Origin of the sequence: Thauera butanivorans (assembly GCF_048398245.1) — a bacterium.
Taxonomy (GTDB): domain Bacteria; phylum Pseudomonadota; class Gammaproteobacteria; order Burkholderiales; family Rhodocyclaceae; genus Thauera; species Thauera butanivorans.
In genome coordinates this window covers 2,736,840-2,756,110 of sequence record NZ_CP183038.1, presented here as the reverse complement: position 1 = coordinate 2,756,110, position 19,271 = coordinate 2,736,840, and the positions used below count along the sequence as shown (strand labels likewise).

The window sequence follows — 19,271 nt, the reverse complement described above, 5'->3', positions numbered from 1 at the left end:
ACGATCGGCTTGCTTCATCGGTGAAAGCCGGCGACTGCAAGGCGCGAATGGTTCTGGAAAACCCTCGCCGTACCGGATCGTCGAAATGCGGGAATAGCTCAGTTGGTAGAGCGCAACCTTGCCAAGGTTGAGGTCGCGAGTTCGAGACTCGTTTCCCGCTCCAGAATTTGATCTGCAGCGTTCCGAGGAATCCCGGTGGGTGCTGTAAGTCGTTGAAAAAAGGAGCTTCGGCTCCTTTTTTCGTTTCAGCGACCGCTGCCGGGTTCTACCTGCAGCCAGCGCTTTTTGGTCCATATTCGTGGCTAAAGAATGTGGTGCTACCGACTCCGGTTTCTTGCTGGGTTTGGATCGGGATGGAGAGCAACGTCGGGCCTGAGTCCAGGACTTGGGAGTTCGATGATGGCGCTCGCTGATCTGATCGTGCGGCAAGCCAAAGCCGCCAAAAAACCTACGAGAACCGGCTCACCGGTCACGGGATTCGCGGAACGATCCCGCTGCATGACAATGGCAGTATTTTGCCGATGACGGTGCGCATGGCAGCACCGCCGATGTTCTGAACTGCCGGCGGTGCGTGAAGGCGGGGAGGGGTGATCTAGTCCCTTGGCTGCTGGCCGCGTGCCCAGCGCTTGGGTGTGATGCCGATGGCGTTGCGGAACACCTTGCCGAAGTGGCTGACGTTGGCAAAGCCGACGGCCTGGGAGGTGTCGGCCACGGAGTGGCCGGTGGAGAGCAGGGTCAGGGCGGCATCGAGCCGGATCCGGGTCAGGCAGTCGTGTACGCTGTGGCCGTACAGTGTCTGGAAGCCGGCTTGCAGCCGCTTTTCATTGAGGCCCACGGCCCTGCACAGTGTCCGCACGCTCCAGGGCCTGGCATATTGCTGCTCGAGCAGGGTGCGGGCCTGAATGAGGCGCGAGCGATCGCTGGGGAGTGCGCGCGGGTGCCTCGAATCGAGATTGCGCTGTCTGTAGGTGCATTGGTCGAGTACCGCGGCAAGGGCTTCGCTGACCTTGGCGCACACGAAGGCTCGGCGCGCGAGGCGGTGCTGATGGCCGCAGCGGGTGATTTCGCCGGCGATGCGCTGCAGCGTCGTGAATGCGGGCATGGTGACCATGCAGGCATTGACATGCTCCATGCCGGCGCTGGATGCGCGCATGCAGCCGAGCACGTCGTCCATCTCCAGGCCGGTCAGGCCGAGCAGAGCTTGTTCGGTGAGGTTGATGTTGACCAGGTGGAAGTCGTCTGGTGAGGACAGCACGTCCCAGCCGCGGGCGCGTTCGCCCACGGCCATCAGCAGTACCTGGCCGGCGCCCATGGCGAGTTCGGCGCCATCCTGAACGCCGGCCTCCATATGACCATCGAGCAGGATGGCCAGGGTTACGGCAGGGTCGCCTTCGGCTTCGAAGGCCCAGCTACTGCCCGGGTGGCCATTCATGCAGCAGATGTTGATGCCTTCGGCCGGGCGTTCCAGCTGCATGGTGTGTCGCCAACTGTCGGGAACACCGTCCAACTGGCTGTCGATGATCCGGGCCGGATCATGCACGACGCGGCTGTGCACGCTCCTGATTAACGTGTCCGCCATCAAAAGTTCCTCGAAAAGACAGGTTCTGGCCGTAATCCGGCAGCAAACAGCCCCCATGCCAGCGATGACCGCCGACTTGGCGATGTGTCTCCTCGTTCGTCATGGCGTCGAAAATGATTCCCATCCGCATTTTATAACAGGAAGCCCGGGCAGTAGAGGCCATCCGGGCAGCAAAAATATTCCGTGAAACGCGAATTCTGGCCGTAATGCGGTGGAATGGCGCACGCATTCCGGCAATGATCGCTGCCTGCGTGTTGTGACCCCTTCGTGCGCCCAGGGTGGTAAATGATTCCCATCCGTATTGTGGTGATGCGGTGTCTGCACGCAGGCGTGTTCAGCCCGAGCGGCATGGGCTGATTTGCACGCCTACGCGTGGCGCTCGGGGTGGATTTTGTGCCTGACGAGCTTGCTTCTTCTGCCGATGACAGCACAAGCGTCGGCTTTCTACTTTCTGGTTTGCATGGAGCCGTCAGACAGATGTCCCCTGTGGTGTCCCACCGTGTCCCGACCTTGAAGTCATGGCAACTGCTCGCCGCGGTTGCCGGTGTCTACATCACCCAGACCATCGTCACCGCGTTGATCACCCAGGCGTTGCCGACGCTGCTGCGCAATGAAGGCGCGCCCTTGCAGGTGGCGGGCTTGAGTGCGCTGCTGTGGGCTCCTTGGGGCATTCGCTTCCTGTGGGCGCCGATCGTGGAGCGCTGGCGCCTGCCCGCAGGCCGCGTCGAGCGCCGCTCGCGCCTGCTGGTGCTGGCGGGGCAGTGGACGATGACGCTGCTGCTGGTCGGGCTTGGCCTTGCCAGCCTGCTCGGGCGCTTGTCCTTGGGTGGGCATGCAAGCTGGATTCTGGCGGGGTTGGCGCTCGCTGCCTTGGTCGCAGCCACGGCGGACATCGCCTGCGACGGCTTCGTGGTGGATCAACTCTCCGAGAGCGGGCGCGGCTGGGGCAACGTCGCCCAGGTCGGTGGCAACTATGTCGGCGCGATGCTGGGTGCGGGCGGGTTTCTGCTGGTCGCGGGCCAATACGGCTGGCCTTGGGCATTGCTTGCGGCGGGTTCCGTGATCCTCGTGCTGACCGTACCGATGTTGCTCGTGCGCGAGCCGGAGCGTGACCGGAAGTTGGCCATCGAGCACCGTCCGAGTCTGATGCACGCCTTGCGCCGCCCGGAAGTGCGCGTCGGCCTGTTGATGCTGCTGTTGTCGAGTATCGGCGTGCGGCTGACGTTGGGCATGTTCGGGCCGTTCATGCTGGATCGAGGCATGGACATGGAGCAGCTTGGCTGGCTGTTCGGTTCTCTTCATATCGGTGCCGGCCTGAGCGGTGCCGTGCTGGGTGGTTTGCTGGTGCGCCTTGCGCCGGGTTGGCGTGCGGTATCGATCGCGGTGGCGCTGAAGGCTTGCGTTTTCCTGGCGTTGACGAGGGCTGCATTGCCGGAGTCGTCGACCGGGTTGAGCACGTTTGTCGTGCTGCTGGGCCTGCTCTTTGGCGTGATGGGCTGCCTGTGGGTGGCACTGTATTCGGCGCTGATGGGGATGACTTCGCCGCTGCAGGCCGGCGTGGATTTCGCGATCTTCCAGAGTGCCGATGCGCTGCTGGCGGTGGCCGGCGGCATCGTGGGCGGCTGGCTGTCCCAGCACCTGGGCTACCACGTCTGCTTCGGCCTGGCGGCGGTGTCGACGGCGATCGCTGCGCTGGTGGTGTGGTGCCGGTCCCGAAAGGGGAACGGCCTGGCCGCAGCCGAGGTTGCGCATGCCCGCTAGTGCCGCCCAGCCCGTGCCCTCAGCCTGGGCCGTGATGCAGCCGGTGCAGGGCCGCATCCGTTTCGCGATGGCCTTGTCCGGCCTGAGCGCTGCGGCGGCGCTGGGGGCGCTGTGCGCGCTGGCCTGGTCGGTGCACGCGCTGTTGCAGTCGTCAGTGTCGTGGCCATGGCAGCCGTTGCTGCTGGCGGCAGGGCTGACGGCACTGGCTTTCGTGCTGCGGCTGGCGGCCTTCAACCGTTCGCACCATGCGGCTTTCCATCTGGAGACCTTGCTGCGCAGCCGGCTGTCGGAGCATCTGGCGCACCTGCCGCTGGGCTACGTCCAGCAGACGGGTTCGGGCGCGCTCGCCAAGGTGATGATGGAAGACGTCAAGGCCTTGCACGTCTTCGTTGCCGACAGCACGCCGCTGTATGCCCGTGCCTACGTGTCGCCGCTGCTGACTTTCGCCCTGCTGCTGTGGCTGGACTGGCGGCTGGCGCTGGCGGCGACGGCCGTGCTGGGCCTCGGCGTGGCGGTGGTTTCGCTGGCCTTGCGCGGCAGCGCCGACATGATGCGCCGCTACAACGAGGCGGGCGAGAACGTCGGCAAGGCGGTGGTGGAATACGTGCAGGCGATGCCGGTGGTGCGGACCTTCGATACCGGCACGGCGACGTTCGGCCGCTACCAGCGGGCACTGGAAACCTACCGCGACGTGGTGAAGTCCTGGTACCGGATGTCCGGTACGTCGTCGCGCCTGTCGCAGATCATCCTCAGTCCCCTGCCGACGCTGGTGGTGCTGGTATGGCTGGGCGCCTGGCTGACGAGCCGCGATGCGCTGGACGCCGCCACCTGGCTGGCGGTGCTGCTGGCCGGCACCGGCATGGCCGAGTCGCTGCTGCCGATGGTGTCGCTGCGGCATCTGGTGGGCAAGACGCAGATGAGCATCCATCGCATCCATGAAGTGCTGGCCGAACCCGTATTGCCGGTGCCGGCCGCGATACCGACGAAGATGCCGCGCGATGCCAGCGTCCGTTTCGAGCAGGTGAACTTCCGCTACATGGCCGATGGCCCGCTGGTGCTGCAGGGCGTGAGCTTCGAGGCGCCACCCGGCAGCATCACCGCGCTGGTGGGGCCATCGGGCGCCGGCAAGACCACGGTGGCACGGCTGATTCCGCGTTTCTGGGACGTGAGCGCGGGTTGTATCCAGATTGGCGGCGTGGATGTGCGCGAGCTGCAGCCGGCGGCGCTGATGCAGCAGGTGGCTTTCGTGTTCCAGGACACTTTCCTGTTTGCCGACACCATCGCCAACAACATTCGCCTGGGGCTGGCTGGCGCGACGATGGACGAGGTGATTGCCGCCGCCCGTGCTGCCCAGGCGCACGAGTTCATCACGGCCTTGCCGCAGGGCTATGACACGCCCGCTGGCGAGCGCGGGGTGTTCCTGTCCGGCGGGCAGCGCCAGCGCATCACCATCGCCCGCGCCATCCTGCAGAGCCGGCCGATCCTGGTGCTGGACGAGGCCACGGCCTTTGCCGACCCCGAGAACGAGGCGGCGCTGGTGGCGGCGTTGTCGAACCTGATGCGGGGCAAGACGGTGCTGATGGTGGCGCACCGGCTGTCGACGATCCGCGATGCGGACCAGATCCTGGTGTTCGATCAGGGCCGGCTGGTCGAGCGCGGGCGACATGAGGCATTGCTTGCCGAGCGCGGTGTGTACGAACGGCTGTGGTCGAATTACGAGCAGGCGCAAGGCTGGGCGCTGCGGGGAGCACAGGCATGAGCGCCACGCGGCCGCAGATCACGCCCTTGCGCGAGACCTGGCGCCAGTTGATGGCGAGTGCCCGCAGCCGCGCACCGCGCCTGCGGGCCAGCCTGATCGGCCTTGGTATTTCCGCCGCCTTGCAGGGCCTGGCGCTGGCCTGCCTGATACCGCTGTTCCAGGCGCTGATTCCCACCGCCCATCATCCCTCTGCCGATTGGCAGGCAGCCTTGCCCTGGCTGCTGCTCATGACCGGGCTGATGCTGGCCAGCATGTTGCTGTGCTGGCGGGCGCAGGGCTTCGACTACCGCGGCGACATGGTGGACAACACGCACGAGCTGCGCACCGAGCTGGGCGAGCAGTTGCGCCGCATCCCGCTGGAACAGGTTCAGGACAAGCGCGCCGGCGAGGTCAATGCCACGCTGCTGGGCAGCGTCGATGAGAACCTGAGCTATTTGCTGACCATCGCCAACATGATGGCGCATGCGCTGATCACCCCGGTGGTGGTGGCGCTGGCGGTGCTGTGCTTCGACTGGCGCATGGGACTGATCCTGCTGCTGGTGTTCCCGCTGCTGATCCCGCTCTACCGCTGGCGCCGGCCTGCTTTCGGCCGCGGCATGCGCATGCTGGCCGACGCCCAGCAGCGCACCAGCGCCGACATCCTGGAGTACGTGCAGGGGCTGCCGGTGCTGCGCGCGGCCTGCTGCGCCGGCATCCAGGCGGAAAGGCTGCAGGCGAGCTTCAAGCACCTGGAGACCATCCAGACCGTCGGCCAGCAGAAAGGCGCCAAGCCCAACCTGATCCTGGCCACGGTGATGGAAATGGCGGTGCTGCTGGTGGTCTTCACCGGCGCCTGGCTGGTCACGCAAGGCACGCTCGACGTCGCGATCCTGGCGGCGCTGATGGTGATCGTGGTGCGCTTCGGCGAGCCGCTGGCGACCTTCGTGCTGTACGCCAAGGTCATCGACCTGATCGAGGCGGCGCTGGGCAGGATCAATGCGATGCTGCGCATCGAGCCGCTGCCGCAAATCCTGCCGGCGCAAGTGCCGCAATCCTTCGAGGTGGTTTTCGAAGGCGTGAGCTTCAGCCATGCCCAGGCGAGCAAGCCGACGCTGCAGGCGCTGGATGCCCGCCTGCCCGCCTGCAGCCTGACTGCGCTGGTGGGCCCCTCGGGCTCGGGCAAGACCACGCTGACGCGCTTGCTGATGCGCCATGCCGATCCGCAGGCCGGACGCATCACCATCGGCGGCGTGGACGTGCGCGCCATCGAACCCGAACGGCTCAACGCGCTGATCTCGGTGGTGTTCCAGGATGTGTACCTGTTCGACGACACCATCCTGGCCAACATCCGCATGGCCCGGCCCGAGGCAAGCGACGAGGAAGTGGGGGCTGCCGCCCGCACAGCCCATTGCCACGACTTCATCAGCCGCCTGCCCGAAGGCTACGCGACCCGCGTCGGCGACATCGGCGGCCGGCTGTCGGGCGGCGAGCGCCAGCGCATCAGCATTGCCCGGGCGATGCTCAAGGACGCACCGATCGTCATCCTCGACGAGCCCACCGCGGCACTCGACACCGAGAGCGAAGTCGCCGTGCAAGGTGCGATCGACGCCCTGGTGCGCGACCGCACGGTGATCGTCGTCGCCCACCGCCTGTCGACCATCGCCGCCGCCGACCAGATTCTGGTGATCGACGGTGGGCGGGTGGTCGAGGCGGGCCGTCACGGCGAGATGCTCGCCGACAACGGTCGCTACGCCCGCATGTGGCAGGCGCAGCAGAGCGCGAAGAACTGGCACGCCGGACGCTGAACCGCTACGGAATTTCAACTGGCAGGAGATGGAACCATGACCCGCTTCACTTTCAGATCGAGATTGCGCCTGCTCGGCCTCGCGCTCGCGTCCGCCCATGCCGCGGCCTGGACCGGCACCGTTCATGCGCAGCAGGGGGAGGGCGAGACCCAGGCGCTGGCCCCGGTGGTGGTATCCGCCAGCAAGCGTGGCGAAACCCTGGAGCAGCTCAATGGCGCGGCCAGCATCGTCGACCGGCTGGAGCTGGACGATGCGCAGATTTCGTCGACGCTGGAGCTGCACCGGGCCTTCCCCGAGCTGTACATGGCGCACAGCGCGACCTTCCTGTTCCCGATCATCACGATTCGCGGCGTCACCTCGGCCCAGGATTTCTACAATCCGGCGCTGACCGTCTACGTGGACGGCGTGCCGCAACTGCCAATCGTGGCTGCGCAGTCTCTGCTCGGCGTGCAGCAGGTGGAGCTGCTGAAAGGCCCGCAAGGCACGCTGTACGGCAAGAGCGCGCAGGGTGGCGTGCTCAACATCGTCTCGCACAAGCCGGACGGCACGCCGCAGTTCGTCGCACGCGCTGGCGTGTCCAGCCGCGACGGCTACCAGTTGCAGGCCGAGGGCGCCGGGCCGCTGATCCAGGATCTGCTGTACGGCTCGGTGTCCCTGCTCGCCAACGACGTCAACGGCGACGTGCGCAGCGACGTGATCGGCAGTGACGAACTCGGCGGTGTGCGTTCGCGCGCCGGCAACGTCAAGCTGCGCCTGGCGCCGACCGGCAGCCCCTGGGAGCTGGGCCTGTCGGCCGGACGTGATTGCGCGACCGGCGACCAGGACGTCTACACTTTGTTCGACGACTACACGTCCCGCCGCGCCCATGTGCTGCCGAACCTGCCGGAAACCTGGCAGGACTATCATCAGCGCCGTTGCGCCAACAGTATTGCAGCCAGCGGCCAATACGATTTCGACGTCTGGCGGCTGAGCGCCGTTGCCAGCACCCAGCGGGTCCACATCACCCGCCGCTTCCCGCTCGATGCCTACTTCCCGCAGTTCTCCGAGCACTGGAAGCAGAACACTCAGGAAGTGCGCCTGTCGACGCGCAGTGCCGAGCAGGGCGGCTTGCCTTCACGTGCCTGGGACGCGGTGTTCGGCCTGTACCGGCAGGAAGTGGAGATGTCCCGGGGCTACCAGTTCGACATGGTGCTGCCCGGCCTCTTTCGGATAATGGACTCCGCGTCCGACAACCGCAGTGAATCGCTGGCGGCGTACGGCGACGTGACATGGCATCTGACGCCCAGGGCCGATCTCACCACCGGCCTGCGTTTCACCCGCGACGAGGCGAAAACGACTTTCCGCGGCGACATGATGGGCAGCGCCTTCCAGGGCAGGGCTTCTTCGAACCAGAACACCTGGCTCGGCCATGTCGCCGCCGGCTACCAATTCACGCCGCAGTGGCGCGGCTACGTCAACGTCGCCCAGGGTTACAAGCCGCTTGGCTACAACCTCGCGCCGTCGAGCGTGGATGACGCCTACGGCTATGGGCGCGAACGCTCGATCAGCTACGAGGCCGGCCTGCGCTATTCCGGCGATGCGGTGCGCGCCAGCGTCGCGGTGTATCGCGTGGACACCAAGGACGTTCAGCTCTACGGCGACGGCGACATGGGCAACCAGACACTGCGCAACGTCGGCGACACGCGCTCGGTCGGCATCGAGTTCAACGCCGAATGGGACCTCACCCGGCAATGGACGCTGAGCGCGGGCGGCTTCGTCAACGATGCCACCTTCCGCCGCTTCGAGGACTCCAGCGCCTGCACCGGCTGCAAGGACAACGACGTGCCGATGGTGCCCAGCCATGGCCTGACCCTGGCGGCCAGGGGCAAGGTCACGATCGGCGACAAGCTGTTGCGGCCTCAGCTGTCGGTGCGCCGCACCGGTTCGCACTACTTCGACAGCAGCAACACGCTGCGCCAGGATGCCTACACCGTGGTCGATGCAGCCGTGGCCTGGAGCCCGGTGCGCAACTGGGACTTCACGGTCTATGCACACAACCTGAGCGACGAGGACTACCGCACCTACGGTTTCTCCTACGGCGCGACCGGCAACTTCGCGCAGGTGGCGCCGGGCAGGACGCTGGGGGTGACGGCGACCTATGCCTATTGATCCGGGTGCAGCCATGCGCGGCGAAACCGCTCCGGTCCTCGAGCCCTCATCCACGGCCTTCGGCCTGAACCGCTGATGGCGGCCTGCATGGCCCGCACCTCGGCGGGGCCTTCATGAGGCGAGCTGCCGCAGCACGTAATGCAGGATGCCGCCGTTGCTGAAGTAATCCAGCTCGTCGAGCGTGTCGATGCGCACGATGAGGGGGACGTTCTTCACCGTGCCATCTGCGAAAGTGATCTCGGCATCGAGCGTCTGGCGAGGCTGGAGCGCACCGCCGAGGCCGTGGATGCTCACCCGCTCGTCGCCTTTGAGGCCGAGTGTCTGCCATGACGTGCCTTCCTCGAACACGAGCGGGACGACGCCCATGCCGACCAAGTTGGAGCGGTGGATGCGCTCGAAGCTCTGCGCGATCACGGCACGGATGCCGAGCAGTTTGCTGCCCTTGGCTGCCCAGTCGCGCGAAGACCCCGTGCCGTATTCACGGCCGGCGAACACCACCAGCGGCACGCCTTCGGCCTCGTAGCGTTCGGCGGCATCGTGGATCGCCAGCCTTTCTCCCGAGGGGTGATGCACGGTCCAGCCGCCTTCGACGACATTGCCGGCCTCGTCGTGCACCATCTGGTTCTTCAGGCGGATATTGGCGAAGGTGCCGCGCACCATGACTTCGTGGTTGCCGCGGCGGGTGCCGTACTGGTTGAAGTCCGGCGGACTCACGCCGTGGTCGCGCAGGTAGCGGCCGGCGGGGCTCGTCTCCTTGATCGAGCCTGCGGGCGAAATATGGTCGGTGGTGATCGAATCGAGGAAGAGACCGAGGATGCGGGCGCCAACGATGTCCTGGATCGGCTCCGGCGTCCTGGTGATGCCGTCGAAATACGGAGGATTGCGTACGTAGGTGGACGAGGCGTCCCACTGGTAGGTGAGCCCGCCGGAGACGGTGATGCCTTTCCAGTTGTCGTCGCCCGTGAACACGTCCGCGTAGCGGCGACGGAACAAGGCTTCGGAGATGTTCTGGTCGATGAATGCCTGGATTTCCCGCGAGGACGGCCAGATGTCCTTCAGGTACACCGGCTGGCCGTCGAAGCCCGTGCCGAGCGGCTCGGTCGTGAGATCGATCTGCATCGACCCGGCGAGCGCATAGGCCACCACGAGCGGCGGAGAAGCGAGGTAGTTGGCGCGCACGTCAGGATTGATGCGGCCCTCGAAGTTGCGGTTGCCCGACAGCACGGCAGCCGCGACGATGCCGTTGTCGTTGATCGCACGCGAGATTTCCGCGGCGAGCGGGCCGGAGTTGCCGATGCACGTCGTACACCCGAAGGCGACGCTGTTGAAACCGAGCGCATCGAGGCTCTTCTGCAGGCCGGATTTCTCCAGGTATTCGCCGGCGACCTGCGATCCGGGGGCGAGCGAGGTCTTCACCCACGGCTTCACCTTCAGGCCCTTGGCCACCGCGTTACGGGCCAGCAGCCCGGCGCCGATCATCACGCTGGGGTTCGAGGTGTTGGTGCAGGAGGTGATGGCGGCGATCACCACGTCGCCGTGGCCGAGATCGAAGGGCTTGCCCTCGATCTCGTAGCGCGCGGCGATGTTGGCGGCCCTCTTGAACTCGGTTTCCATCGCGTCCGCGAAGCCCTGCCTGGCGGCCGAGAGCAGGATGCGGTCCTGCGGACGCTTGGGGCCGGCCAGAGACGGCAGCACGTCGCCGAGGTCGAGCGAGAGCGTGTCGGTGAATTCCGGGTCGGGCGTCTCGGCCGTGCGGAAGATGCCCTGCGCCTTGGCATAGGCCTCGACCAGCGCCACGCGCTCCTCGGCGCGGCCGGTCTTGCGCAGGTAGCGCAGCGTCTCTTCGTCGATGGGGAAGAAGCCGCAGGTCGCGCCGTATTCGGGCGCCATGTTGCCGATGGTGGCGCGGTCCTCGATGCTCAGCGCGTCGAGCCCCGGGCCGTAGAACTCCACGAACTTGCCGACCACGCCCTTGTTGCGCAGCATCTGGGTCACGGTCAGCACCAGGTCGGTGGCCGTCACGCCTTCCATCAGCCGGCCGGAGAGCTTGAAGCCAATGACTTCGGGTATCAGCATGGACAGCGGCTGGCCGAGCATGGCCGCTTCCGCCTCGATGCCGCCAACGCCCCAGCCCAGCACGGAAAGGCCATTGACCATGGTGGTGTGCGAATCGGTGCCGACCAGCGAATCGGGATAGGCGACGGTTTCGCCGCCCTCGCTGCGGGTCCACACCGTCTGCGACAGGTACTCCAGGTTCACCTGGTGGCAGATGCCGGTGCCGGGCGGAACGACGCGGAAGTTGTCGAATGCGTCCTGGCCCCAGCGCAGGAAGCGGTAGCGCTCGCCGTTGCGCTGGTATTCCTTTTCCACGTTGTGACGGTAGGCAAGCGAGGTGCCGAATTCATCGACGATCACCGAGTGATCGATGACCAGATCGACGGGCACCTGCGGGTTGATCTTCTTCGGGTCGCCCCCGAGCAGACCGATGGCGTCGCGCATGGCAGCCAGATCGACGACGGCAGGCACGCCGGTGAAGTCCTGCATGAGCACGCGGGCAGGGCGGAAGGCGATTTCCTTCTCCAGCCGCCCCTTGTCGTTCAGCCAATCGGCCACGGCGAGGATGTCGGCGCGCCGCACGGTGCGCCCGTCCTCGAAGCGCAGCAGGTTTTCGAGCAGGACACGCATCGAGAACGGCAGGTGCGATGCGCCTGCAAGACCGTTCCTTTCCGCTGCCGGAATCGAGAAGTAGGTATAGGACTGGTCGCCGACCTGGAGGCGGCTGCGGGATCGGAAGCTATCGTGGGCGCTCGTCATGGCGTGATCCTTTCGGGGATATGGCATGTTGTGGACGCAGCGGCTCTGGCGCTTGACCAGCGGCGACCCCGGCCATCGTGGTGGCCGATACGACCCTGGGTGCCAGCAGCCTCTGGTTGTTCGAGCGTCCGGTCCGCCAGCATGTTCCTGGCGTCCGAGCATGATGCAAAAGGTCAGGCGTCGGACTGATCGGTGACGAAGGACTCGCGCGAGGCACCGACCACCCGGGCGTGGTGGCGGCGCTCGTCGGCCACCGTGGTGACCATGCGCCCCTGCAACCATGTGCGGCGGCGCGCGCATCCTCGATCACGCGGAAATGCATCGTCCTGCATCCCACGCCGTGCTATCGCCACAGCCAGGCCATGCGCGCAAGGGCCAGCCCGAGCGCCACGATGCAGGCGCCGCCGGAGAACAGCAGGCGGAAAGCCAGCCGGCGCGGCCGGAAGCCGACGCCGGCGACGTAGCCGGCGCTCATCGCCCAGAAGGCCGCGACGGCCGCCCAGTGGTCGGCGCCGCCGCCGGGGCCGGCGAGTGCGTGCGGATAGACGGTGATGCCCAGCGTGATCGCCAGGGCCAGGGCAAGGGCGAGCGGCTTGCTGCGGCCAGGCGCCGCCGGCGTCGCGGCCACCTGCTCAGGCATCGTCGCCGCCGCGTTGTGTCTGCAGGCTGTTCCGGCGTCCATCTTCGTTCTCCATCCACAACACGTTCAGAATCGCCAGCAGCACGGCGAAGCCGATGCCCAGCATCCAGGTGAAGTACCACATGAACGGTTCTCCTTTTTTCAGTAGGCCGAATGTTCGTTTTCGCGCACGTAGGCGGCGGTGACCTTGCCGGCCATCACCTTGTAGGCCCAACTGGTGTAGGCGACGATGAGGGGCATGAAGATCAGCGTGGCCCAGAACATGATGGTCAGCGTGAGGTGGCTGGAGACCGCGTCCCACACCGTGAGGCTGGCGTCCGGCGCGCTGATCGAAGGCATCACGAAGGGGAACATCGATACCCCGGCGGTGCCGATCACGCCGACGATGCCCAGCGACGAGGCCACGAAGGCCGCCAGCGTGCGCCCGCGCCAGGCCAGCCACAGCGCCGCGGCCACGCCCAGGTAGGCCAGCGCCGGCACCAGCAGCGTGGCCGGCATGGCGCGGTAGTTGGCCATCCACGCGCCGGCCTCGCGCACTACTTCCTTGGCCTGCGGGTTGGGCAGGGCAGAGGGGTCGATCGCACTGGCGATGACGTAGCCCGGAATCGCCTGCACCCAGATGCCCGCCGCGGTGAAGCCGGCCAGCAGCACCAGGCCGGCGCCCAGCATGGCCTTGCGGGTGCGCTCGTACACCTCGCCCTCGGTACGGTGCATCAGGTACACCGCGCCCTGCAGCGTGATCATGGCGCTGGACACCACGCCGCACAGCAGCGCGAAGGGGTTGAGCAAGCCCCAGAAGCTGCCGGTGTAGTACGGCACCAGGGTGTCGTCGAAATGGAAGGGCACGCCTTGCAGCAGGTTGCCGAAGGCCACGCCGAAGATCAGCGGCGGCACGAAGCCGCCCACGAACAGGCCCCAGTCCCAGGTGCTGCGCCAAACGGGATGATGGATCTTGCTGCGGTAGTCGAAACCCACCGGGCGGAAGAACAGCGCCCACAGCACCGCCAGCATGGCCCAGTAGAAGCCGGAGAAGGCGGTCGCATAGACGATGGGCCAGGCGGCGAAGATCGCCCCGCCGCCAGTGATGAACCACACCTGGTTGCCGTCCCAGTGCGGCCCTACGGTGTTGATCACCACACGGCGCTCGGTGTCGTCCTTGCCGACGAAGGGCAGCAGCGTGCCCACGCCCATGTCGTGGCCGTCCATGATGGCGAAGCCGACGAGCAGCACGCCCACCAGCAGCCACCAGACGAGTTTGAGGGTCGGGTAGTCGAGAATCATGTCCAGGTTTCCTTGTCAGGCGGGGGCGGTTTCGCCGTGTTGTTCGTTCGTGTAGCGGCCGGTGCCCAGGCTGCCCGGCCCCTGGCGGGCGAAGCGCACCATCAGGTACATCTCGACCACCAGCAGCAGGGTGTAGAAGCCGACGAAGCCGGCCAGCGAGCCGTACAGGCTCTCCACCGACAGCGTGGACACCGACAGATGGGTGGGCAGTACGCCGTAGATGGTCCACGGCTGGCGGCCGTATTCGGCGACGAACCAGCCCAGCTCGCAGGCGATCCACGGCGCGGGCAGGAACCACAGCGCCCAGCGCAGCAGCCACGGCTTGCGCTCGAAGTCGCCCTTGACCGAATGCCACAGCGCCAGGCCGAACAGCGCCAGCAGGGCGAAACCCAGCGCCACCATGAGGCGGAAGCTCCAGAACAGCGGCGCCACCTTCGGAATGGTGTCGCGCGCGGCGCGGTCCATCAGTTCGGGCGTGACCTCGTCCATCGACGCCACGTACTTCTTCAGCAGCAGGCCGAAGCCGAGATCGTCCTTGACCGCGTCGAAGCGTGTGCGCAGGTCCGGGTTGGCCGGGTCGGCGCGCAGGGCTTCGAGCAGGCGCGCCGCTTCCACGCCGGTTTCCACGCGCTCGCGGTTCCTCGCCACGATGTCGCGGATGCCCGGCATCTCCCGGTCGAGCGAGCGCGTGCCGATGATGCCCATCACCCAGGGAATGTGCAGCGCGTAGTCGTTCCGCATCTCCGCCTCGTTGGGAAAGGCGATGAGGTTGAAGCTCGCCGGCGCCGGCTCGGTTTCCCACATCGCCTCCATCGCTGCGAGCTTGGTCTGCTGCGCCTCGCTGACCACGTAGCCGGATTCGTCGCCGAGCACGATCACCGAACACACCGAGGCGAAGCCGAAGGCTGCGGCGATGGAGAACGAGCGGCGGGCGAATTCCAGGTCGCGGCGGCGCAGCAGATACCAGGACGAGATCGACAGCACGAACATCGCCCCGGTCACGTAGCCGGCCGATACCGTATGCACGAACTTGGCCTGCGCATCGGGGTTGAACAGCACCGCCCAGAAGTCCGTCATTTCCATGCGCATGGTCTCGAAGCTGAACTCGGCGCCCACCGGATGCTGCATCCAGCCGTTGGCCACCAGGATCCACAGTGCCGACAGATTGGTGCCCACCGCCATCAGCACGGTCACCATCAGGTGCTGCTTGCGCGACAGGCGCTCCCAGCCGAAGAAGAACAGGCCGATGAAGGTGGATTCCAGGAAGAATGCCATCAGCCCCTCGATGGCCAGCGGCGCGCCGAAGATGTCGCCCACGTAGTGCGAGTAGTAGGCCCAGTTGGTGCCGAACTGGAATTCCAGCGTGATGCCGGTGGTGACGCCCAGCGCGAAGTTGATGCCGAACAGCTTGCCCCAGAAGCGGGTCATGTCCTTGTAGATGAGCTTGCCGGTCATCACGTAAGCGCTTTCCATGATGACCAGCAGCCACACCATGCCCAGGGTGAGCGGCACGAACAGGAAGTGGTACATCGCGGTGGCGGCGAACTGCAGCCGCGAGAGGTCAACGAGTTGCTCTGTGACCATCGGTCTCTCCGTCAGGGTTGGGAAGCCCCCCGGCGGACGTGCCGGACGTGTGCGCCACCATGCGCTGGACGTCCACCTCGACCTGGTGGCCGCGGATGAACGCCCACCACAGGGCGGTGATCAGCACGAGCTTGAGCACGACGACCACGACGATCTCGCGCAGCAGTTTCCGGTCGGCCAGTTGCATCGTCATCTCCGGGGGGAAAACACCCCTTGCAATACAAGTGCCGTGCCAGTATTGCCGGCCAGTCGTGATGATCTTGATTTATATCAATTTTAGAGCTGCTTCGAGCGCTCGGCACTGACGGTCGGACTGCCAGTGCCACACAGTCTGCCAGCATAAACTGCCAGATTTCTGCCAATCTGCTGCCAGCTCGAGCGATACGATGTCGACCTAAAACCGCTCCCTTCCCGAACTGCTCTCCTTTCTCGACAGCCTGCCCGAGCCGCACATCCTGTGCGACCGCGACTACCGCATCAACACCTTCCCGATCATCGTGCCGCCGCTGTGCGAGCGCGTCAGCGACATCCCGCTGCTGGTCGAATCGCTGCTTGGCCGGGTGGCGCCGGAGCGCCGCCTGCGCGTGCCGGCGGCGGCCATGCGGGCGCTGTGCCGCTACGCCTTGCCAGGCAGCGTGGAGGAACTGCGCAACGTGCTCGAACGCGCCGGCCTGCCAGGCTGCCGCCACTCCTGAAGATGAAAGAGACTTCGATGAGGAAGGTGGCGTGGAAAGGCCGTAAAGGTCTTTGGCGGCTCGACTCCGCACCCAACGTGACCCGCCGGACTGACTCGCACCCCGGATTGCTTCCTTAAAGAGCGCACGCTGAAAAGTCTTTCACGCCAACCCCTTGGCAGGGGCCGTTGCGCGGAATCCCTTCCGGACTTCCGTTAGGTGCCTTCGGTACATTGCTCGAGCGCCCAGCGCGGCGGCAGCCGGGTGTGCAGGTGCTCGACCAGCAGGTCGCAGCGCCGGGTGCGCGGGCCGGGCGGAAGATACAGGGCCAGTTCGATGGCGGGTGCCTGCCAGCCGTCCAGCACCCGGCTGAACTGTCCGCGGAGCCCGTGGCGGGGACATTCGGCCAGCCAGGAAGGCAGGATGCCGATGCCGTAGCCGCGCGCGATGCAATCGGCCAGCATCTGCATGGAGGCCACCCGCAGGCGGGGGGTGAGTTGCACGCTGCGGCATGTCCCATCGCCGGCATGGCGCAGGACGGTTTGCTGAGCCTCTCCGGCCAGGCAGATCCATGGGCAGTCCGGCAGTCCGTCCGGGCCGTCCAGATTGCGGCAGGGGCTGTCGGGGGGCGCGGCGGTGTAGATGCGGCGTTCCCAGCGCCCCAGCGGCAGGCGCTTCATGCCGGGCAGGGCCGCTTCTCCGCATTGGATCCACAGATCCAGCCCCGTTCCGTTCGTCAGGGTGCCGGAGTGGGCCACATGGACATCCAGGCGCAGGCCCGGGTAGTGATCGAGGAATTCGTTCAGCGCCCGGCTGATCCAGCCCCGGGTCATTTCCGGGCTGATCCCGATGCGCAGCTCACCGCTGATGCCGGTGGCAAGCTGGTCCACTGCGCGCCGTCCCTCGTCGGCCAGTTCGAGAATGCGCTCGCAGTATTCGGCGTAATGCCAGCCGGCTTCCGTGAGGATCAGCCGGCCGTTCTCCTGCCGGGTCAGGGCGTGCCCCAGCGTCTGCTCGACCAGCGCGATGCGCCGGCTCAGGGTGGACTTGGGGCAGTCCAGCGCGCGTGCCGCGGCACTCAGGCTGTGGTGCCGGGCCAGCGCGAGGACGGCGCGCAGGGGGTCGAAATCGATCATGGCGGTTGCGGACGCATTTGCGGAACGGGGTGTTCCGCGGATGTGGCTTCTTCAGCACAGGGTGAATCTCTAATATTGGATGATATTGAGAGTGATTTACATGTGCAACAAAGAGGCAGACCAATGGCTCCACGAATGACCGCGCTTGCCGCCGTGCTGGCGTCTGGCTGGATGACCGCCAGCCATGCCCAGACCACCTTGCCCGAGGTGGAAGTGCGCGCCTTCTCCGCAGAAAGCAGAGAGATCACTGCGGAAACCCTCCAACGCACCCAGGCGCGGGACATGGCGGAGGTGTTCGCCACCGAATCCTCGGTCAGCGTGGGCGGCGGCGGGCGCAACGCCCAGCGCATCTACCTGCGCGGCATGGAAGGCAGCAACCTCAACATCTCCATCGATGGCGCCAGCCAGGGCCGCAACCTGCACCAGCATCGCGGCGGCATCGGCGGCATCGACCCCGACCTGCTCAAGCGCGTGGACATCCAGGCCGGCCCCGGCGCGGACCGGGGGCCGGGCGCGCTGGGCGGCAGCATCCGCTTCGAGACCGTGGATGCCCAGGACCTGCTCGATCCGCAGCGGCGCGCGGGCGTGCGGCTCAAGGCCGGTTACGCCAGCGCGGACGAGGCGTGGCGCGGCGCCACCACGGTGTACGGCCTGCTGGGCGAGGGCATGGGCCTGCTCGGCCATGTCTCGGCGCAGAACGCCGAGGATTACCGCATCGGCGGCGGCGATGACGCGCCCAACACCGCCGGGCGGGACCGCGACTACTTCCTCAAGTTCAGCCTGCTGGAACAGGCCGGCCACAGCCTGCGCCTGAGCACCGAGCGCAACACCAACCGTGGCCTGTACCTGTGGGGCAGCACCGGCAGCGACATGGGCTATGCGCCGGAAGGCTCGGTGCCCGTGTATCAGGAAAGCGAACGCAACACCCACGTGCTCAACCACAGCTACCGTTCCGCCGATACGCCCTGGATCGACTGGCGCTTCAACCTGTACCGCAACGAGGACAGTCTGAAGAACGTCACCACCGACACCGAGATGCGCGGCGAGAAAACCGGCGGCGAACTGCGCAACACCTTCAGCTTCGGCCTGGGGCCGACCCGCCACTGGCTCACCGTGGGCATGGACTGGTTTTCCGAAGACCTGACCGGGCTGGATTTCCGCAGCGTCAAGCAGACCACGACGTCCAGGAACCGCGCCCTGTTCATCCAGGACCGCATCGCCTTCGGCCCCCTGCTGGTGTCCGTGGGTGCGCGCCATGACGATTTCGATGCCGAGTACGGCCCGCGCAGCGTCAGCGGCAGCGAGGTTTCGCCCAACGCGGGCGTGGAGCTGGACCTGGGGCGGGGCGTCACGGCCTTTGCCGGCTACGGCGAGGCGGTGCGTGGCAGCGGGCTGATTCCCGCTTCCTGGATGACCAACATCACCGAGAGCACCAATTTCAACGACGGCAATCCCTTCGAACCGGAACGCTCGCGCCAGCGCGAAGGCGGCCTGCGCTATGCGGGCGGCGACCTGCTGCGCGCTGGCGACCAGGTGAACCTTGAACTGACGCTGTTCCGGTCCTACCTGTACGACACCATCGAGCGCGTGGGCGGTGGCGGCGGGCAGGTCAGCGCGATCCGCAACAACCCGGACACGCTGATTTCCACCGGCTGGGATCTGCGCGCGGGCTGGCGCCTCGGCGCCTACGGCACCCGGCTCGCCTACAGCCGGGTGAACAGCGAGAACCAGCACGGCGATCCGGTCGCCATCAGCCGGCGCCGCAACGCGCCCACCGGCGACCGGCTGGTGTGGGACAACCAGTGGCGCGTGGCCGACGGCCTGACACTGGGCTATACATTGACTGCCGTGAAGCGCCTGTCGCGCGTGCCGGCCGGGCAGATCGAGCGGCCCGGCTATGCCCTGCACGACCTCCAGGCCGCATGGCAGCCCGCCGCCGTGCGCGGCCTGAGCCTGGCGCTGGCCATCCGCAACCTGGGCGACAAGCGCTACAGCAGCCAGACTTCGATTGCCGCCGGCACCGACAACATCGTCCATGAACCGGGGCGCGACGTGCGCCTGAGCGCCAGCTACCGCTTCTGATCCACCCGCCGCCGGCGGTTCCGGCGGCC

14 protein-coding genes and 1 tRNA gene are annotated in these 19,271 nt (G+C 66.6%); 7 read left to right on the top strand and 8 right to left on the bottom strand.

The window, feature by feature from the left end; all coding sequences use genetic code 11:
- The first annotated feature begins 87 nt into the window (after positions 1-87).
- Positions 88-163: transfer RNA gene (locus ACNQFN_RS13390), tRNA-Gly, on the top strand.
- Between the two features lie 429 nt (positions 164-592).
- On the opposite strand, the gene ACNQFN_RS13385 is transcribed toward ACNQFN_RS13390, so the two are convergent.
- Positions 593-1,579, bottom strand: coding sequence for a helix-turn-helix domain-containing protein (locus ACNQFN_RS13385; RefSeq protein WP_157659125.1), 987 nt, complete (start codon positions 1,577-1,579; stop codon positions 593-595).
- Between the two features lie 372 nt (positions 1,580-1,951).
- Between ACNQFN_RS13385 and ACNQFN_RS13380 the strand changes: the two genes are divergently transcribed.
- From ACNQFN_RS13380 to ACNQFN_RS13365, 4 genes are read left to right on the top strand one after another with little or no spacing between them, the layout of a single operon-like run.
- Entirely contained in the window at positions 1,952-3,340 is a 1,389-nt protein-coding gene (locus ACNQFN_RS13380) for an MFS transporter (protein WP_418646751.1), read from the top strand.
- Entirely contained in the window at positions 3,330-5,099 is a 1,770-nt protein-coding gene (locus tag ACNQFN_RS13375; protein WP_418646750.1) for an ABC transporter ATP-binding protein, read from the top strand. Before ACNQFN_RS13380 ends, ACNQFN_RS13375 begins: the two co-directional genes overlap by 11 nt.
- Entirely contained in the window at positions 5,096-6,883 is a 1,788-nt protein-coding gene (locus ACNQFN_RS13370) for an ABC transporter ATP-binding protein (protein ID WP_418646749.1), read from the top strand. The genes ACNQFN_RS13375 and ACNQFN_RS13370 overlap by 4 nt, the downstream gene beginning before the upstream one ends.
- Before the next feature lie 36 nt (positions 6,884-6,919).
- Positions 6,920-9,031, top strand: coding sequence for a TonB-dependent receptor (locus tag ACNQFN_RS13365; protein ID WP_418646748.1), 2,112 nt, complete (start codon positions 6,920-6,922; stop codon positions 9,029-9,031).
- Between the two features lie 111 nt (positions 9,032-9,142).
- Here the strand turns inward: ACNQFN_RS13365 and acnA are convergent, their stop codons facing one another.
- The 6 genes from acnA to cydP all read right to left on the bottom strand — a co-directional run bounded on the left by acnA (position 9,143) and on the right by cydP (position 15,537).
- Complete coding sequence (gene acnA / locus ACNQFN_RS13360; protein WP_418646747.1) at positions 9,143-11,845, bottom strand: aconitate hydratase AcnA; 2,703 nt, start codon at positions 11,843-11,845, stop codon at positions 9,143-9,145.
- Between the two features lie 343 nt (positions 11,846-12,188).
- Positions 12,189-12,485, bottom strand: coding sequence for a cyd operon YbgE family protein (locus ACNQFN_RS13355; RefSeq protein WP_068636638.1), 297 nt, complete (start codon positions 12,483-12,485; stop codon positions 12,189-12,191).
- Positions 12,478-12,609 (bottom strand): cytochrome bd-I oxidase subunit CydX, encoded by a 132-nt coding sequence (gene cydX, locus ACNQFN_RS13350; protein ID WP_418646746.1) that lies wholly within the window; start codon positions 12,607-12,609, stop codon positions 12,478-12,480. Before cydX ends, ACNQFN_RS13355 begins: the two co-directional genes overlap by 8 nt.
- 17 nt (positions 12,610-12,626) lie before the next feature.
- Positions 12,627-13,766 (bottom strand): cytochrome d ubiquinol oxidase subunit II, encoded by a 1,140-nt coding sequence (cydB, locus tag ACNQFN_RS13345; protein WP_068636637.1) that lies wholly within the window; start codon positions 13,764-13,766, stop codon positions 12,627-12,629.
- Positions 13,767-13,781: 15 nt separating this feature from the next.
- Complete coding sequence (locus ACNQFN_RS13340) at positions 13,782-15,350, bottom strand: cytochrome ubiquinol oxidase subunit I (protein WP_418646745.1); 1,569 nt, start codon at positions 15,348-15,350, stop codon at positions 13,782-13,784.
- Positions 15,328-15,537, bottom strand: a complete 210-nt coding sequence (gene cydP / locus ACNQFN_RS13335; RefSeq protein ID WP_068636690.1) for a cytochrome oxidase putative small subunit CydP — start codon at positions 15,535-15,537, stop codon at positions 15,328-15,330. Before cydP ends, ACNQFN_RS13340 begins: the two co-directional genes overlap by 23 nt.
- A gap of 310 nt (positions 15,538-15,847) precedes the next feature.
- Between cydP and ACNQFN_RS13330 the strand changes: the two genes are divergently transcribed.
- Positions 15,848-16,045, top strand: a complete 198-nt coding sequence (locus ACNQFN_RS13330; RefSeq protein ID WP_418646744.1) for a hypothetical protein — start codon at positions 15,848-15,850, stop codon at positions 16,043-16,045.
- 194 nt (positions 16,046-16,239) lie between these two features.
- Here ACNQFN_RS13330 and ACNQFN_RS13325 read toward each other — a convergent pair whose 3' ends face one another.
- Entirely contained in the window at positions 16,240-17,160 is a 921-nt protein-coding gene (locus ACNQFN_RS13325; protein ID WP_418646743.1) for a LysR family transcriptional regulator, read from the bottom strand.
- 123 nt (positions 17,161-17,283) lie between these two features.
- On the opposite strand from ACNQFN_RS13325, the gene ACNQFN_RS13320 reads away from it, so the two are divergent.
- Complete coding sequence (locus tag ACNQFN_RS13320; RefSeq protein WP_418646742.1) at positions 17,284-19,242, top strand: TonB-dependent receptor domain-containing protein; 1,959 nt, start codon at positions 17,284-17,286, stop codon at positions 19,240-19,242.
- Positions 19,243-19,271: the final 29 nt, after the last annotated feature.

Bases quoted from the DNA above. Each gene is read 5' to 3' on its own strand.
- ACNQFN_RS13375 (WP_418646750.1), top strand. From the start codon at position 3,330: ATGCCCGCTAGTGCCGCCCAGCCCGTGCCCTCAGCCTGGGCCGTGATG.
- cydP (WP_068636690.1), bottom strand. From the start codon at position 15,537: ATGCAACTGGCCGACCGGAAACTGCTGCGCGAGATCGTCGTGGTCGTC.
- cydX (WP_418646746.1), bottom strand. From the start codon at position 12,609: ATGTGGTACTTCACCTGGATGCTGGGCATCGGCTTCGCCGTGCTGCTG.
- ACNQFN_RS13370 (WP_418646749.1), top strand. From the start codon at position 5,096: ATGAGCGCCACGCGGCCGCAGATCACGCCCTTGCGCGAGACCTGGCGC.
- ACNQFN_RS13325 (WP_418646743.1), bottom strand. From the start codon at position 17,160: ATGATCGATTTCGACCCCCTGCGCGCCGTCCTCGCGCTGGCCCGGCAC.
- ACNQFN_RS13365 (WP_418646748.1), top strand. From the start codon at position 6,920: ATGACCCGCTTCACTTTCAGATCGAGATTGCGCCTGCTCGGCCTCGCG.
- ACNQFN_RS13320 (WP_418646742.1), top strand. From the start codon at position 17,284: ATGGCTCCACGAATGACCGCGCTTGCCGCCGTGCTGGCGTCTGGCTGG.
- acnA (WP_418646747.1), bottom strand. From the start codon at position 11,845: ATGACGAGCGCCCACGATAGCTTCCGATCCCGCAGCCGCCTCCAGGTC.
- ACNQFN_RS13385 (WP_157659125.1), bottom strand. From the start codon at position 1,579: ATGGCGGACACGTTAATCAGGAGCGTGCACAGCCGCGTCGTGCATGAT.
- ACNQFN_RS13340 (WP_418646745.1), bottom strand. From the start codon at position 15,350: ATGGTCACAGAGCAACTCGTTGACCTCTCGCGGCTGCAGTTCGCCGCC.
- cydB (WP_068636637.1), bottom strand. From the start codon at position 13,766: ATGATTCTCGACTACCCGACCCTCAAACTCGTCTGGTGGCTGCTGGTG.
- ACNQFN_RS13355 (WP_068636638.1), bottom strand. From the start codon at position 12,485: ATGCCTGAGCAGGTGGCCGCGACGCCGGCGGCGCCTGGCCGCAGCAAG.